Here is a 16,452-nt window from a genome sequence, read left to right on the forward strand (position 1 = left end):
GCTCCGATCGGCGTCGGCCTGCGGTTCATCGCGCCGGCCGCCGTCGGCTCGGTCGCCGTCGCCGCTCGTGCCACTGCTGGCGCCGCTGTTACTGCCACCGCCGCTGCTACTGCTGCCGCCGCCGCCGCCACCGAGGCCGAAGCCGCCGAGGCCGCCGAGGTTCCCGAGCGCGCCGAATCTGGCGGTCCCGGTGCGCGCGGCGGCGGCGCGGGCCTGGCTGGTGCGCGTGCTGACCTGTGCGGTGGATTCGGTGACCATCTCGTAGACGGACAGGATGTCCGCGGCGACCACCGACCAGTCGTACTTGCGCACGCACCGGGTCGCCTCCTCGCGCAGCGCGTCGCGGCGGGCCGGGTCTGCCAGCAGCCCGAGTGCGGCCTTGGCGAGGGCCGCCGCGTCGCTGTTGGGGAACATCTGCCCGGCCGAGCCGCCCTCGAGTACCAGCGAGAACGCGTCGAGATCGGTGGCCAGCACCGGAGCGCCGGCGCTCATCGCCTCGACCAGGATGATGCCGAAGGACTCGCCGCCGGTGTTCGGCGCGCAGTAGATGTCCACCGAGCGCAGCAGCTGCGCCTTTTCCTCGTCGCTGATCATGCCGAGGAAGGTCACGTTGTCGCGCACCTCGTCGGGCAGAGCCTCCGCCGCCTCCTCGGTGTCACCGCGGCCGGCGACCAGCAGCCTGGTCGCGGGGCGGGCGGCGACGATCGCGGGGAACGCTTCGAGCAGCACCGGCAGGCCCTTGCGCGGCTCGTCGATCCGGCCGATGAAGCCGATCGTGCCGCCCTTGCCGTCCGGACCGCCGTCGCCGTGCGGCGTCGTCCAGTCGGGCCGGGACAGCGCGTCCGCGAAGTAGGCGACGTCCACGCCGTTGGGGATCACGACCGCGTCGCCGCCCAGGTGCTCGACGAGGGTGCGGCGGGCGTACTCGCTGACCGCGATGCGCGCGTTGATCTTCTCCAGGGCCGGCTGGAGGATCGGGTAGGCCGCGGTCATGGCGCGGGAGCGCGGGTTGGCGGTGTGGAAGGTCGCGACCATCGGCACGGTGGCGGCCCAGCACGCCAGCAGCGAGAGCGAGGGCGTGCCCGGCTCGTGCAGGTGCACGACGTCGAATGCGCCCTCGTGCAGCCAGCGGCGGACGCGCGCGGCGGACAGGAACCCGAAGTTGAGGCGCGCGACCGAGCCGTTGTAGGGCACCGGCACGGCCCGCCCGGCCGAGACGACGTAGGGCGGGACCGGCGTGTCGTCGTCGGCGGGCGCGAGGACGGAGACCTCGTGGCCGAGGCCGATGAGGTGCGCGGCCAGGTCGCGGACGTGGAACTGCACTCCGCCCGGCACGTCCCAGGCGTAGGGGCAGACGATCCCGATTCTCATGCTGGCCCGGCTGCTTGCCCCGTGGGCTTCGGCGCCTTGGCCGGATCCAGGTCCGCCAGCCAGAGCTTCTGCAGCATGTGCCAGTCGGCCGGGTGCTCGGCGATGCCCTGCTCGAAGACGTCGACCAGCGCCTGGCACATCGCCGCGATCTTCTCCTCGCGGCTGCCCGTCTCCGGGACCTCGATCTTCGGGTGCACCCTGGCCTGCTGGTGGCCGGTCTCGTACCAGAGCGTGACCGGCATCAGCGCCGCCCCGGTCGCGATGGCCAATGCGGCGGGCCCGGCCGGCAGCTTGGTGGTCTCGCCGAAGAACTGAACCGGCACGCCCCGGTCGGTCAGGTCGCGCTCGGCCACCAGGCAGACAAGGCCGCCGGCCCTGAGCCGCCGGACCAGGCCGAGGAAGGTGTTCTGGCCGCCGGTCAGCGGCAGCACCTCCATGCCGATGGACTCGCGGTAGGCGAGGAAGCGCTCGAACAGCCGCTCCGGCTTTAGGCGTTCGGCAACCGTGGTGAATCCGTTGTAGCGGTGGGCGGCCCAGGCGCCCGCGTGGTCCCAGTTGGCCATGTGCGGCAGGGCCAGGACCACGCCCTTGCCGGCGGCGTGCTCCTTGTCCAGGTCCTCCATGCCGTCGACCGGGAAGGTGGCGTCGATCCGCTCCTGCGACCAGGTTTCGAGGCGGAAGGTGTCGCACCAGTACCGCAGGTAGTTGCGCATCGCCTGCTTGGAGACCTGGCGGATGCGTTCGGGGCTCGCCTCGGGCCCGAGCACGCGGGCCAGGTTGCGCTCCAACTGGGTGACGCCCTTGCCCCGTTTGGCCCAGACGCGGTCGGCCACGCGCTCGAACAGCCGGTACGCGGTTCGCTCGGGCAGCCGCTTGACCACCCCCCAGCCGAACGCGTAGAGGCGGTAAGTCGCCTCGTCCCTCAGGTTGCTCATTCGCTCGTCGCCTCCGCGATCGGCTCGCCCGGCGCGGCCGGACTGTGAGGACTGGCGGGGCCGGCCGCGCTGACGGCCATGGCCTGCTTGCGCACGTGCAGGATGCGTTGCACGACGGTGGCCGTCGACCCGATCGCCAGCCCCCACAACGCGATCGCCTGGATGAACGGCACGCCGAGCCCGGCAAGGCCGGTGGCCACCAGCGAGCCGACCAGCCGCTCGCCGCGCTCGACGAGGCCGACCGAGCAGTCGTAGCCGAGCGACTCGGCCTTGGCCCGCGCGTAGGAGGTGATCGCACCGGAGACCAGGCAGACCAGGGCGAGCACGAACATCCACCGGTCGCGCACCCCGGCGAAGTAGTAGGCCAGGCCGCCGAAGATCGCCGCGTCGCCGAAGCGGTCCATGGTGGCGTCGAGGAAGCCGCCCCACTTGGACACCCGCCCGGCCAGCCTGGCCATGGTGCCGTCGAGCAGGTCGGAGAAGATGAAGGAGGTCACCGCGACGGTGCCCCAGAAGAACTGCCCGCGCGGGAAGAGCGCGAGCGCCGAGAAGACCACGCCGAGCGTGCCGACGAGGGTGACCGTGTCGGGTCCGACCCCGCGCCGCAGCAGGAACTGCGCGGTGGGGGTGAGCACGCGGGTGAAGAACGCCCGCGCGTAGCGGTTCAGCATCGAAGTCCCAGCGTCGTCGGCAGCGCGTGGGGCGCTGCGCACGGTGCACGTTTCCAGGCGGCGCGGCCCAAGGTGACGGCACGGGGCCGCGGACCGCGGCGCCCATCGTATTGGGTGCGCGGGCCGCGATCGTGCCCGGCCCGCAAGTGCCTCTAGTCCGTGACGGATGCGATAGCACGCGGCCGGGTGTGGCGTATCGCGGGACGTCCCGTCGAGTGGAAGGCTTGAAGAGGACTTGTCGGGCGCTTCGAAGAGGAGTTGTCTGCAAGGAAAACCTGAACACTGCGTTACGCACGGATCACGGGATCGGATCGGCCCGGTGCCGCCGGCCCGCCTGATCAGTGCGGACGCGGGCCAGTACTCGCCGGGAGGATACCGATGTCCGAGAAGAAGGATGCGAACCGCGGCGGCAGGGATGCGAAGGCGCCGGTGGCCGAGCGGCCGGAGTCCGTCCGCAACGTGGTCCTGGTCGGGCACACCGGCGCCGGGAAGACGACCCTGGTCGAGTCGCTGCTCGCGGCGACCGGGACGATCGGGCGGCCCGGGCGGGTGGAGGACGGTTCGACGGTCACCGACTGCGACGACATCGAGCACCGGCTCGGCCGCTCGGTGAGCCTGGGGCTCGCGCCGCTCGAGTTCGGCGGGATCAAGGTCAATCTGCTGGACGCTCCGGGTTACGCGGACTTCGTCGGCGACCTGCGCGCGGGGTTGCGGGCCGCGGATGCCGCGCTGTTCGTGGTGTCGGCGGCGGACGGCGTGGACGGCGCGACGCAGCTGCTGTGGGAGGAGTGCGCGGCGGTGGGCATGCCGCGCGCGGTCGTGGTGACGAAGCTGGACAGCCCGCGGGCGGATTTCGACGAGACCGTGGCGATCTGCCAGCGGGTCTTCGGGGACGGGGTGCAGCCGCTGTATCTGCCGCTGCTGGACGACCACGAGCAGGTCGGCGGGGTGATGGGCCTGCTCTCCGAGCGGATTTACGACTACACCGGCGGGCAGCGCGCGGAGAACGAGCCGGATCCGGAGCACCTGGAGCTGATCGAGGGGCCGCGTAACGCGCTGATCGAGGGGATCATCGCGGAGAGCGAGGACGAGTCCCTGATGGACCGTTACCTCGGCGGCGAGCAGATCGACGTCAAGGTGCTGATCGATGACTTGGAGACCGCGGTGGCGCGCGGGCACTTCTACCCCGTGCTGCCGATGGGCGCGGTCTCGCACGACGCGGAGGAAGGCGCGGTACGGGTCGGCACGATCGAGCTGCTCGAGCTGGTGACGAAGGCGTTCCCGGCGCCCGGCGAGCACCTGATCCCGGCGGTGACCACGCCGGACGGCGCGCCGAAGGCCCCGCTGGAGTGCGACCCGAACGGGCCGCTGGTGGCCGAGGTGGTCAAGACGACCTCGGACCCGTACGTCGGGCGGATCTCGCTGGTGCGGGTGTTCTCCGGGACGCTGCGCCCGGAGCAGCCGGTGCACGTGTCGGGGCACGGCCGGGCCGAGCGGGGACACCCGGACCACGACGTGGACGAGAAGGTCGGCGCGCTCTCCTGCCCGCTGGGCAAGGTGCAGCGCACGGTGCAGCAGGCGGTGGCCGGGGACATCGTGGCGGTGGCGAAGCTGGCGCACGCGGAGACCGGCGACACGCTCTCGGCGAAGGACGACCCGGCGCTGATGGAGCCGTGGGTGATGCCGGATCCGCTGCTGCCGGTGGCGGTGCTGGCCAAGGCGAAGTCGGACGAGGACAAGCTCGGGCAGGCGCTGGGCCGGCTGGTGGCCGAAGACCCGACGCTGCGCCTGGAGATCAACCCGGAGACGCATCAGCTGGTGCTGTGGTGCATGGGCGAGGCGCACCGCGACGTCGTGCTCGACCGGCTGTCGACGCGGTACAGCGTCGCGGTGGACACGGTGCCGTACCGCATCTCGCTGCGGGAGACGTTCACCGCGAAGGCGACCGGGCACGGACGGCATGTGAAGCAGTCCGGCGGCCACGGCCAGTACGCGATCTGCGACATCGAGGTCGAGCCGCTGCCGAACGGCGGGGGTTTCGAGTTCGTGGACAAGGTGGTCGGCGGCGCGGTGCCGCGCCAGTTCATCCCGTCGGTGGAAAAGGGCGTGCGCACCCAGCTGGAGCGCGGCGTGTTCGCCGGTTACCCGCTGGTCGACGTGCGGGTGACGTTGTTCGACGGCAAGGCGCACTCGGTGGACTCCTCCGACATGGCGTTCCAGACGGCCGGCGCGCTGGCGCTCAAGGAGGCGGCGGCGAAGATCACCGGCGCGCTGCTGGAGCCGGTGGACGCGGTGGAGATCAGCGTCGCGGACGAGTTCCTCGGCGCGGTGATGGGCGACCTGTCCGGGCGGCGCGGCCGGGTGCTGGGCACGGAGCCCGATTCGGCCGGGCGGACGCTGGTGCGCGCGGAGGTGCCGGAGACCGAGCTGTCGCGCTACCCGGTGGAGCTGCGCTCGCTGTCGCACGGCACCGGCGTCTTCACGCGCGACTACCTGCGGCACGAGGCGATGCCGCCGCAGGTCGCCGCGAAGATCCTGGCCGAGGCGTCGTCCTGATCCTCAGGTCTGATCGTCAGTACTGATCGTCCGTACTGATTGTCAGAACTCTGCGGTGATCCGGGTGCACCGGCCGTTCCGGTCGCACCCGGCCCGCAGAGCGCGCACCCGGTCCGCGTCGGCGAGCGGGAACACGACCAGTCCGGAGAACTCGACCGGTTCGTCGGGGTGTTCGCGCAGGCGCTCGGTGAGCAGTTCGTATTCGTCGACCGGTTCGTCGCCGAGGTCGGTGAAGTCGGTCAGCGCGGATTCGTCGAGCAGGCATACGTAGCCTGACGGCGCGTCGAAGCCGGGCGCCAGCGTCTCCCAACGCTCCGGTTCGGCGTCGGCGAGGCGCAGTTCGAGCCCTGACCCGTCTGCGGATACCTGATACTCGCCGGGCGGCAGCACGAGATCGAGCGGCTTCGCGTCACCGAACAGCGCGCTCGGATCGCCGACGATCAGTCGGCCGGTGGGCAGCGCGAGCGTGGCGTGCATGGAGATCGATCTTAGGAGGCGTCCGAGTTCGCGGGCCAATGCCGCGCCAGCAGCTCGCGGGTGTCCGCGAGCAGTTGCGGCAGCACCCGGGTGCGGCCGATCACCGGCATGAAGTTCGCGTCGCCGCCCCAGCGCGGCACGATGTGCTGGTGCAGGTGCGCGGCGATTCCGGCGCCGGCGACGGTGCCCTGGTTCATGCCCAGGTTGAAGCCGTGCGGGTTGGAGGCGGCGCGCAGCGCGGCCATGCCCTGCTTGGTGAACGCGGCGAGCTCCGCCGTCTCGTCCAGCGTCAGGTCCGTGTAGTCCGCGACGTGCCGGTACGGGCAGATGAGCAGGTGGCCGGGGCTGTATGGATACAGATTGAGGACGGCGTAGACGAGCTTGCCGCGTTCGACGATCAATCCGGCCGCGTCGCTGAGGGTGGGCACCCGGCAGAACGGGCAGCCATCGCCGGCCTCGGCGCTCTCCGGCTTGTTCTCGCCCTTGATGTAGGCCATGCGGTGCGGCATCCACAGCCGCTCGACGTCGTCGGGGACGCCGGGACCGTCGGGCTGCCCGGCGCCAGCGCCCGCACCGATGCTGTCTGCGCCGTCCCGAACGCCTGACTGTTGCTCGGTCTGCATCCGCGCGTCCATAGCGGCCAGCATATTCGGTGCGCCTGGTGGCCGGTCACGACCGCGACGGGTTGTGACCGGCCCTCAAGGCGCCGACCCGGTAGTGAGCGACGCGGACTAGCGCCGCTCGCGCACCGCCGCCACGATCTCGGCGACGGCCTCGTCAACCGGGACGCCGTTCTTCTGCTCGCCGCTGCGGTAACGGAACGAGACGGCGCCCTTAGCGGCGTCCTCGTCTCCGGCCAGCAGCATGTACGGCACCTTGGCCTTCTGCGCGTTGCGGATCTTCTTCTGCATCCGGTCGTCGGACGCGTCCACCTCGACCCGAATGCCTTGAGCGCGCAGCTTGGCGGCGATCTCGTCGAGGTAGGCCACGTGTGTGTCGGTGATCGGGATGCCGGTCACCTGTACCGGGGCGAGCCAGGCCGGGAACGCGCCCGCGTAGTGCTCAAGCAGGATCGCGAAGAAACGCTCGATCGAGCCGAACAGCGCGCGGTGGATCATCACCGGCCGGTGCCTGGCGCCGTCCGCGCCGGTGTACTCAAGGCCGAAGCGCTCGGGCTGGTTGAAGTCGACCTGGATGGTGGACAGCTGCCAGGTGCGCCCGATCGCGTCCCTGGCCTGCACCGAGATCTTCGGGCCGTAGAACGCGGCGCCACCCGGGTCGTCGACCAGCTCGAGCTCCTGCTTGAGCGCGGCCTGGCGCAGGGCCTCGGTGGCCTCGGCCCAGGCCTCGTCGGTGCCGATCGACTTCTCCGGGTCGCGGGTGGACAGCTCCAGGTAGAAGTCGTTCAGGCCGTAGTCGCGCAGCAGGTTCAGCACGAAGGTGAGCAGGCTGTCCAGCTCGCCGGGCATCTGCTCCTTGGTGCAGTAGATGTGCGCGTCGTCCTGGGTGAAGCCGCGGGCGCGGGTAAGGCCGTGCACGACGCCCGACTTCTCGTACCGGTACACGGTCCCGAATTCGAACAGCCGCAGCGGCAGCTCGCGGTAGGAGCGGCCGCGCGCGTCGAAGATCAGGTTGTGCATCGGGCAGTTCATGGGCTTCATGTAGTAGTTGACGCCCTCGTCCAGCTGCATGGGCGGGTACATGCCGTCGGCGTACCAGTCCAGGTGGCCGGAGGTCTCGTAGAGTGTGCCCTTGGTGGTGTGCGGGGTGTAGACGAACTCGTAGCCCGCTTCCTCGTGCCGGCGGCGGGAGTACTCCTCCATCGCCATGCGCACGGTGCCGCCCTTGGGGTGGAAGACCGCGAGGCCGGAGCCGATCTGGTCCGGGATGGAGAACAGGTCGAGCTCGGTGCCCAGCTTGCGGTGGTCGCGCTTCTCCGCCTCGGCGAGGAAGTCCAGGTGCGCCTTCAGGGCGTCCTTCGACTCCCACGCGGTGCCGTAGATCCGCTGCAGCTGCGGGTTCTTCTCGCTGCCGCGCCAGTACGCGGCGGCCGAGCGCATCAGCTTGAACGCCGGGATGTTGCGGGTGGTCGGCAGGTGCGGGCCCCGGCACAGGTCCTTCCAGCACAGCTCGCCGGACTTCGGGTCGAGGTTGTCGTAGATGGTCAGCTCGCCCGCGCCCACCTCGGCGGAGGCCCCCTCGGCGGCGTTGGCCGCGGAGCCCTTGAGGCCGATCAGCTCCAGCTTGAACGGCTCGCCGGACAGCTCGGCGCGCGCCTCGTCGTCGGTGACGGCGCGGCGGGAGAAGCGCTGGCCCTGCTTGACGATCGCCTGCATGCGCTGCTCGATGGTCTTCAGGTCCTCCGGGGTGAAGGGCCGCTCGACCTGGAAGTCGTAGTAGAAGCCGTCCTTGATCGGCGGGCCGATGCCGAGCTTGGCCTCCGGGAAGACCTCCTGCACCGCCTGCGCCATCACGTGCGCGGTGGAGTGGCGCAGGATCGCGCGCCCGTCCTCGGAGTCGATGGCGACCGGGGTGATCACGTCGCCGTCGGCCAGCGGCCTGGCGAGGTCGACCAGCACGCCGTCCGCGGCGCCTGATCCCGAGCCCGAGCCCGGCGCGTAAAGGCGCGCGGCGATGTTGGAGCGGTCCCCGGCGAACTCCGCGGCGAAAAGGTCGCCGACGGTCGTGCCCGTAGTGACCGTCCGCTCGGCCCGTTCGGCTTGGCGGTCGATGGTCACCCGGATCTCGGACACCGTGGTCTCCTTGTTCGTCTGCTGAACTACGTCGGCTTCAGGCGCGGCGCGGACGTGCGCTGCTCTGCACGATCGTACCGACCGCGGTGGCCCGGGCATGACCGCATTTCGGGTCGGCGCGCGGCACCTGGCAGCCAACCGCAGGCCACCTCGCGTTCACCGGCCGGGGCTATGTTCGGGGCGTGGCCGTGACGGTGGGGGCACGTGTAGGCACGGAGCTGGCGACTGGTGGGGTTGGGAACGGCGGGCAGCGGAATCGCCGCAGTACCCCTTTCCGCCTGGCGGCGTGGACGGTGGCGGTCGGGCTGGCGCTGGGTGCTCTGCTTGGAGCGACGGTCAGCGCGTTTACCGCAGCGCGGGATGGTACGGAGAGCGTGGCGCAGCACGCGCGAATCGCCTCGGACGCCTCGGATCTCTACTTCAGCCTCTCCGACCTCGACGCCGAGGCGGCTCGGCTGGTGCTGCTGGGCAACGGCGCCGATCCTGGCACGGGCGCGTTGGATCATGCCGGTGACCAGATCGCGGCGCTGGACGCGTACAACCAGCGCACGGCGCAGGTTGACGCGGACCTTCGGCAGCTGGCCGGCGAGGACCCGAACGCCGCCCCGGTGACCGCGCTGACCGGCGGCGTGACGGAGTATCACCAGGTCGCCGACGCGGCGATCGCGCTCGACCAGACGGCGCCGAGCACGCTGGCCGACACGATGGGCGCGCCGTCCGGGCAGCCTGCCGCAGCCGCGATCGGTTACTACGCGCGGGCCACGACGTTGATGCAGAGTCGGCTGCTGCCCGAGGCCCGCGCGCTGCGCGACGAGACCTCGAACGCACTTTCAGATGCTGCGGCCTCCGCGCATCTGGCCGGAATCATCGGCGCGAGCGCGGTCGGCGCCATGGGATTGCTGGCGCTGGTGCTGGCGTCGCGGATGCACCGGCGGCTGCGGCTGTGGTTCCGTCGCACGCTCAATCCCGGCATGCTCGTGGCGCTGCTGGTCGCGCTCGGGTTGGCGATCGGGAGCCTGTTCGCGCTGATCGCCACCGCGCGGGACGCTTCGGCCGCTGGAGCGCGCTTCGCGGACTACCTCGCGGTGACGCGGGCGCGCGCGGCGAGTTACGACGTCGACGGTGCGGTAACGCGCTATTTGCTGATGCCGGACACCACGGATCAGCAGCTGACGAAGGCGCTGTCGACTGCGAACGGAGAGCTGACCGGTCTCGGCTCGGCGGGCACGGAGGCGGCCGCACGCTGGAAGCCGATCGTCCAGGCCCCGCAGGGCGACATTCCCGCGATCATCGGCCGATCGGATATTTCCACCGCGGATATTTCCAACGCACTGGCCCGCGACACCGGGACGGCCCGCGGCGATGAGGCCTTCGATTTCTATTACTACGACGCGGCGCTGGTGAAGCTGTCGGATGAGCGGCACGCCGCCTTCGACACCGCGATGGCCTCCGCGCGCTCGGACCTGGCCGGGTGGTCGTGGCTGCCGTGGTCGCTGGTCGCGGCGGCGTTGCTCGCGCTCGGATTCGGCGTGTGGCCGCGCTTCGGCGAGTACCGATAGGGCCGTGCGCCCCACCCGGCCCGGCCCGATCGCCGCTGAACCCACAAGTGCCACAGGGCCGTGTACGTAGACGGATACACAGGCTTACGATGGGCTACGAAACGATGGCCAAACGGGGAAAATACCAATTTGATCATCCTGGATTGGGGTGACGCACGGTGGGTGTCGAGATCGCGATCGCCGTGGTGGCCGTGGCGGCGCTGATCGGTCGTCCGCGGTTCCGGATCGTGCGGCAGTTCGAGCGGGGCGTGGTGTTCCGCTGGGGAAAGGTGCTGGGCCGGCCGCGCGAGGCCGGAATCGCCATGCTGGTGCCCTTCTCCGACAAGCTGATCCGGGTCAACACGCAGATCGTGACGATGCCGGTGCCCGCGCAGGAGGGCATCACCCGGGACAACGTGACGGTGCGGGTCGACGCGGTGGTGTACTTCCGGGTGATCGACCCGGTGCGGGCGCTGGTCGAGGTGCAGGACTACCAGTTCGCGATCGGGCAGGTCGCGCAGACCTCGCTGCGGTCGATCATCGGCAAGTCCGAGCTCGACGACCTGCTGACCAACCGCGAGCCGCTGAACCAGGGCCTGGCGCTGATGCTGGACTCGCCGGCGGTCGGCTGGGGCATCCACATCGACCGGGTGGAGATCAAGGACGTCGCGCTGCCCGAGTCGATGAAGCGCACGATGGCGCGGCAGGCGGAGGCCGACCGGGAGCGGCGCGCCCGCATCATCACCGCGGACGGCGAGCTTCAGGCGTCGAAGAAGCTGGCGCAGGCGGCCGACGTGATGTCGGACAGCCCGGCGGCGTTGCAGCTGCGGCTGCTGCAGACGATGGTCGAGGTGGCCTCGGAGAAGTCCTCGACGGTCATCCTTCCGTTCCCGGTGGAGCTGCTGCGCTTCCTGGAGCACTCGTCGCTGCCGCACGCCGAGCGGGCCGCCGAGACCCGGGCCGCGAACAAGGGCCGCAACCGCGCCGTCGTCGAGGAGGAAGAGGCGGCGGGTCTGACCGAGGCCGTCAAGCCGGAGGAGATCGAGGCCGCGGACGTCCCGGAGCTGCCCGAGGTGGCGTCGGTTCCGCAGAACGCGAGCACGCCCGACCCGATCGAGGACGAGCTCAACCGGGCTGAGGCGCAGTCGGACGGCGCGCAGCCGCAGCGGCTGTAAGAGCTTTGAACGGCCGGAACGGCAACGGCCGGAAAGGCAGCAGTCGGAACAACAACAGGAGCAGGGCACCGCGTTCAGGCGCTTTCGCGTCGTGGCGCGGTGCCCTGATGCTTCCGGTCATCCGCCGGTCGGGCTGTTGCGCAGGTAGTCCAGCACGACCGGGTCGATCTTGCCGTCGACCAGGCGCATCTCCAGGTTCTCCCGGCCGCCCCAGTTGCCCAGCGCCTTGCCCAGCTCGCCGGTGAAGCCCCGCTCGGACAGCAGGCCGGAGACCTCGGCGGCCAGCTCACCTTCCAGCGCGAGCAGTTCCTCGGGGTCGGGCTTGCCGAACAGCAGGTCGTGCACGTCGAGCAGCCGGGCTAGCTCGGCCACCGGCTCCTCGTGGTCGTCGACGCGCAGATCGACCAGCACGTCGCTGCCGTCGTACCCCTCCCCCGCGGCCACTACGTACAGCGCCGCGCTCTGCTTGCCGCGGCTGTCGCCGCCGACCTTGTCCCCGGCGGTCAGCGCCGCCAGCAGCCTGCGCGCCAGCGGCCCGCGCGGGTCGGAGGCCAGCCACGCCTCCTCCATCAGCGCCACCACCCGCGAGCCGGCCAGGATGTTGCCCTGGATCGCGTAGCCGTATCCGGTCGCGCCGCCCGCCCAGGGCAGGCAGCCGGGGCCGGTGTACGTCGCGGCCTGGCCTTCCGCGTCCACGACGCCGAGCTGGCGTTCCGCGGCCAGTTCGTCCGCGCCGGTCAGCGCCTCGACGGTCTCCTTCGCGCTTCTGCCCTCCGCCAGCAGCCGCAGCCCCTCGCCCTTGTAGCGCAGGTTCGCCAGGGCCTGGGTGGCCAGGGCGCCGCCCGGCCGGCCTTCGCGGGTGACCGCGGCGGCCGGGACCATGGCGCCGACGGCGAGGAACTTGGAGGCCACCGCGACGCCGAAGTGCCGGCCGTCTGCGCTGCGGGCGACTATGGAGAAGGTCATGCGCTCAGTTTTCCAAGACCGGCAGCAATTCCGGAAGATGGCCGTCGAATCGTTCCCCGGTCGCGACCCGCTCCGCGGGCACGTCGCCGTAGGTCGTGCCGCGCTGGCGGGTGGGCCGGCCGGCCGCGGCGGCAATCTCCTTGATTTCGTGTACTGACTTATAGCTGCCGTAGGAGGAGCCGGCCATCCGCGAGATGGTCTCCTCCATGAGCGTGCCGCCGAGGTCGTTGGCGCCGCTGCGCAGCATCTCGGCCGCGCCGTCGGGGCCGAGCTTGACCCAGCTGGTCTGGATGTTGGGGATCAGCGGGTGCAGCAGCAGCCGGGCCATCGCGGTGACGGCCCGGTTCTCGGCCAGGGTCGGCCCGGGGCGGGCGATGCCGGCGAGGTACACCGGGGCGTTGGTGTGGATGAACGGAAGCGTCACGAACTCGGTGAAGCCGGCGTGGCCGCGCTCGAGGTTTCGGCGCTGCATCTCGGCGAGCAGGCGCAGGTGGCCGACCCAGTGCCGCGGCTCGTCCACGTGGCCGTACATCATCGTGGAGGAGGAGCGCACGCCGAGGCTGTGCGCGGTCTCCACGATCTCGACCCAGGCGGCAGCCGGCAGCTTGCCCTTGGTCAGGACCCAGCGGACTTCGTCATCGAGGATCTCGGCTGCGGTACCCGGAATCGTGTCGAGCCCGGCGTCCCGCGCTGCGGTAAGCCAGTCCCGGATCGACATCCCCGTCCTGGTCGCACCGTTCGCGATCTCCATAGGCGAGAAGGCGTGTACATGCATGCCGGGGACGCGTTCCTTCACCGCGCGCGCGATGTCGAAGTACGCGGTACCGGGCAGGTCGGGATGGATACCGCCCTGCATACACACCTCGGTAGCGCCTACATCCCACGCCTGCTGCGCGCGGTCGGCGACCTGGTCGAGGGAGAGGGTGTACGCGTCGGCGTCGGTGCGGCGCTGAGCGAAGGCGCAGAACCGGCAGCCGGTGTAGCAGACATTGGTGAAGTTGATGTTCCGCGTGACAAGGAAGGTGACCTCCTCTCCCACCGTCGCGCGGCGCAGCTGGTCCGCGATGCGGCACAGTTCGTCGAGCGCGGCCGCATGTTCCGGCGTGGCGTGCTGAGCGGTGTCGAACAACGCGAGCGCCTGATCGTCCGTCAGGCGAGTCGGGTCGTCGGCCGCGACGGACAGCGCCGCACGCACCTCACCGTCCAACCGAATCGGCGCGCCTTCGAACTTCCCGCCGTCCTTACCCCCGCCGCTCCCGCTTCCGCGCCTTACCGTCTCGCGCAGTTCCTCCCAGTCCCCGTACACCGCGTCGAAGTCGCCGCGCCGGTCTCCGGTGCGTCCCTCCGTGTCGATCGCCGTGTGCAGGTCCGTCCGGCCATTCGCGCTGAGTACCGCCTCGGGCTCCTGCCACGGGCGCCCCTCGACAACCGCATCCTCGTCGGCGAGCCCGGTCGCGGGATCGACGAGCGCGCGCACGTGCGGTACCAGACGCGGATCGAGCCACGGCTCGCCGCGCTTGACGAACTCCGGGTAGATCGTCAGCCGTTCGCGGAGGGTGAATCCGAGGTCGGCCGTCCTCGCCGCGAGTTCCTCGATGTGCGGCCATGGGCGTTCCGGGTTGACGTGATCCGGGGTCAGCGGGGATACGCCGCCCCAGTCGTCGATCCCGGCGTTGATCATCTGAGCGTATTGTTCGCCGACGAGGTTCGGCGGGGCCTGGATGCGCGCGGCCGGGCCGAGGATCAGCCGGGCGGTGGCGATCGTCGCCGCCAACTCGTCCAGATCGGCGTCGGCGGCCCGCCGCATCGCCGTGTCCGGCTTCGCGCGGAAGTTCTGAATGATGATCTCTTGAATGCCCTGGTACTGCCGCTGCACGCGCCGGATCGCGAACAGCGCATCGGCTCGCTCGGCGTACGTCTCCCCGATCCCGATCAGCAGACCGGTCGTGAACGGCACGTTCGACCGTCCCGCATCCTCCAGCACCCGCAGCCGCACCGCCGGTTCCTTGTCCGGCGAGCCGTAGTGCGGGCCGCCGGGCTCGGACCACAGCCGCGTCGCGGTCGTCTCCAGCATCATGCCCATCGAGGGAGCTACCGGCTTGAGTCGCTGGAAGTCCGTCCAGGTCAGCACGCCGGGATTCAGGTGTGGCAGCAGTCCCGTCTCCTCGAGCACCCGCACGGCCATGGCGCGCACGTAGGCGAGCGTGTCGTCGTAGCCGTGGGCGTCAAGCCACTCGCGTGCTTCCGGCCAGCGGTCTTCCGGCCGGTCGCCCAACGTGAAGAGCGCCTCCTTACAGCCGAGTGCTGCGCCTTTACGCGCGATGTCCAGCACCTCGTCCGGCGACAGGTACATGCCGTGGCCTTCACGCCGCAGCTTGCCGGGGATGGTGACGAAGGTGCAGTAACCGCAGCGATCGCGACACAGCCGGGTAAGCGGTATGAACACCTTGCGCGAGTACGTGATGATGCCCGGACGCCCCGCCTGCTCAAGCCCCGCGTCACGCAAGCGTGCCGCGACGGTTGATAGCGCCGTCAGATCGTCTCCACGTGCTTGAAGCAGTACCTCAGCCTCAGCCAGATCCAGGGCCACTCCTTGCTCGGCGCGGTGCAGCGCCCGCCGCATCCCCGTTTGCGTCGGTACGTGCCGCTGCTCAACCATCCGCGCCTCCACGCTCGCGCCCGCCGCCCGTGCCCGTGCGGCCCGTGCCGTGCCCTTGCCCTGACCCTCATGCGAACCGGGGCACGGCTCCTATCCTTCCCTGTCTCGTCGACTGCATGATCAGCCGGGTACACCCGGCTCCTGCGGCTTTGGGTGTGGCTCGCCCTGGCGAGTTACCCTGAACGACGTCTCAACCAGGGAGTGATCAATGGCGATCAGCGTGTTCGACCTGTTCTCGATCGGCATCGGGCCGTCGAGTTCACACACGGTCGGACCGATGCGGGCCGCGCGCATGTTCGCGCGCCGGCTCAAGTCCGAGGGGCTGCTCGCCCAAGCCGCGGCGGTGCGCGCGGAGCTGTTCGGGTCGCTCGGCGCGACCGGTCACGGGCACGGCACGCCGCGTGCGGTGCTGCTCGGCCTGGAGGGCAATTCGCCGCGCACGGTCGATCTGGAGCAGGCCGATGCGGACACCGCGCGGATCAGGCAGACCGGCCGGCTGCGGCTCCTCGGCCACGAACTCGGCGCCGCGCACGAGATCGGGTTCGACGAGCAGGAGCAGCTGATCCTGCATCGCAGGCGCGCGCTGCCCTATCACGCGAACGGCATGACGCTCTGCGCGTACGACGCAGCCGGGCTTCCGCTGCTGGAGAAGACGTACTACTCGGTGGGCGGCGGCTTCGTCGTCGACGAGGACAAGATCGGAGCCGACCGTGTCGTCCCGGACGACACCGTCCTGCGTCACCCCTTCCGCACCGGCGAGGAACTGCTGCGGCTGACCCGGGAGACCGGTCTGTCGATCTCCGCGCTGATGCTGGAGAACGAGCTGGCCTGGCGCAGCGAGGAGCAGATCCGGGCCGGGCTGCTGGAGATCTGGCGGGTCATGCGCGAGTGCGTCGAGCGCGGCATGTCGCGCGAGGGCATCCTGCCGGGCGGCCTCAAGGTGCGCCGCAGGGCGGCGATCGCGGCCAGGGCGCTAAGGGCCGAGGGCACGACCCCGGCGAACGCGATGGAGTGGGTGACGCTCTACGCGATGGCGGTCAACGAGGAGAACGCGGCGGGCGGCCGCGTGGTCACCGCCCCGACGAACGGAGCGGCCGGCATCATCCCGGCGGTCCTGCACTACTACACGACGTTCATCCCCGGCGCGGACGACGAGGGCATCATCCGCTTCCTGCTCGCGGCGGGCGCGATCGGCATGCTCTACAAGGAGAACGCGAGCATCTCCGGCGCCGAGGTCGGCTGCCAGGGCGAGGTCGGCTCGGCCTGCTCGATGGCCGCCGGCGGCCTGGCCGAGGTATTGGGCGCGAGCCCCGAGCAGGTGGAGAACGCGGCCGAGATCGGCATGGAGCAC

At 70.7% G+C, this 16,452-nt stretch carries 11 protein-coding genes and 1 pseudogene; 4 read left to right on the top strand and 8 right to left on the bottom strand.

What is annotated here, in order from left to right; genetic code table 11:
* Window positions 1–177 precede the first annotated feature (177 nt).
* The 3 genes and pseudogenes from VFB40_RS09805 to pgsA form a co-directional block, all read right to left on the bottom strand.
* Window positions 178–1,371: pseudogene (locus VFB40_RS09805) on the bottom strand (glycosyltransferase family 4 protein); the annotation flags it as partial.
* Entirely contained in the window at window positions 1,368–2,306 is a 939-nt protein-coding gene (locus VFB40_RS09810; RefSeq protein ID WP_324849130.1) for a phosphatidylinositol mannoside acyltransferase, read from the bottom strand. The pseudogene VFB40_RS09805 and the gene VFB40_RS09810, both read right to left, overlap by 4 nt.
* Window positions 2,303–2,977, bottom strand: coding sequence for a phosphatidylinositol phosphate synthase (gene pgsA, locus VFB40_RS09815; protein WP_324849133.1), 675 nt, complete (start codon window positions 2,975–2,977; stop codon window positions 2,303–2,305). Before pgsA ends, VFB40_RS09810 begins: the two co-directional genes overlap by 4 nt.
* 378 nt (window positions 2,978–3,355) lie before the next feature.
* On the opposite strand from pgsA, the gene VFB40_RS09820 reads away from it, so the two are divergent.
* Window positions 3,356–5,533 carry an elongation factor G-like protein EF-G2 gene (locus tag VFB40_RS09820; RefSeq protein ID WP_324849135.1) on the top strand — a complete coding sequence of 726 codons (2,178 nt, stop codon included), beginning with the start codon at window positions 3,356–3,358 and terminating at the stop codon, window positions 5,531–5,533.
* A 42-nt stretch (window positions 5,534–5,575) separates the two neighbouring features.
* Here VFB40_RS09820 and VFB40_RS09825 read toward each other — a convergent pair whose 3' ends face one another.
* The 3 genes from VFB40_RS09825 to thrS form a co-directional block, all read right to left on the bottom strand.
* Window positions 5,576–6,010 (bottom strand): hypothetical protein, encoded by a 435-nt coding sequence (locus tag VFB40_RS09825; RefSeq protein ID WP_324849137.1) that lies wholly within the window; start codon window positions 6,008–6,010, stop codon window positions 5,576–5,578.
* Between the two features lie 11 nt (window positions 6,011–6,021).
* Entirely contained in the window at window positions 6,022–6,645 is a 624-nt protein-coding gene (locus VFB40_RS09830) for an HIT family protein (protein ID WP_324849139.1), read from the bottom strand.
* 96 nt (window positions 6,646–6,741) lie between these two features.
* A complete protein-coding gene (gene thrS / locus VFB40_RS09835) occupies window positions 6,742–8,763 on the bottom strand; it encodes a threonine--tRNA ligase (RefSeq protein ID WP_324849141.1) in 2,022 nt (673 codons plus the stop codon).
* A 374-nt stretch (window positions 8,764–9,137) separates the two neighbouring features.
* Here thrS and VFB40_RS09840 point away from each other — a divergent pair, with 374 nt between their 5' ends.
* Entirely contained in the window at window positions 9,138–10,322 is a 1,185-nt protein-coding gene (locus VFB40_RS09840; RefSeq protein WP_324849143.1) for a GlnX family signal transduction membrane protein, read from the top strand.
* A 170-nt stretch (window positions 10,323–10,492) separates the two neighbouring features.
* Complete coding sequence (locus tag VFB40_RS09845; RefSeq protein ID WP_349261418.1) at window positions 10,493–11,476, top strand: slipin family protein; 984 nt, start codon at window positions 10,493–10,495, stop codon at window positions 11,474–11,476.
* A gap of 117 nt (window positions 11,477–11,593) precedes the next feature.
* Here VFB40_RS09845 and VFB40_RS09850 read toward each other — a convergent pair whose 3' ends face one another.
* Both VFB40_RS09850 and VFB40_RS09855 read right to left on the bottom strand, forming a co-directional pair.
* A complete protein-coding gene (locus tag VFB40_RS09850) occupies window positions 11,594–12,442 on the bottom strand; it encodes a DUF1028 domain-containing protein (protein WP_324849146.1) in 849 nt (282 codons plus the stop codon).
* Window positions 12,443–12,446: 4 nt separating this feature from the next.
* Window positions 12,447–15,101, bottom strand: a complete 2,655-nt coding sequence (locus VFB40_RS09855; RefSeq protein ID WP_324849148.1) for a bifunctional FO biosynthesis protein CofGH — start codon at window positions 15,099–15,101, stop codon at window positions 12,447–12,449.
* A gap of 208 nt (window positions 15,102–15,309) precedes the next feature.
* Here VFB40_RS09855 and VFB40_RS09860 point away from each other — a divergent pair.
* The coding region (locus tag VFB40_RS09860) for an L-serine ammonia-lyase (protein ID WP_324849150.1) at window positions 15,310–16,452 on the top strand (1,143 nt) is incomplete at its 3' end.

The sequence above is a fragment of the Actinocrinis sp. genome (genome assembly GCF_035650855.1).
In the GTDB taxonomy this organism is placed as follows: Bacteria; Actinomycetota; Actinomycetes; order Streptomycetales; family Catenulisporaceae; genus Actinocrinis.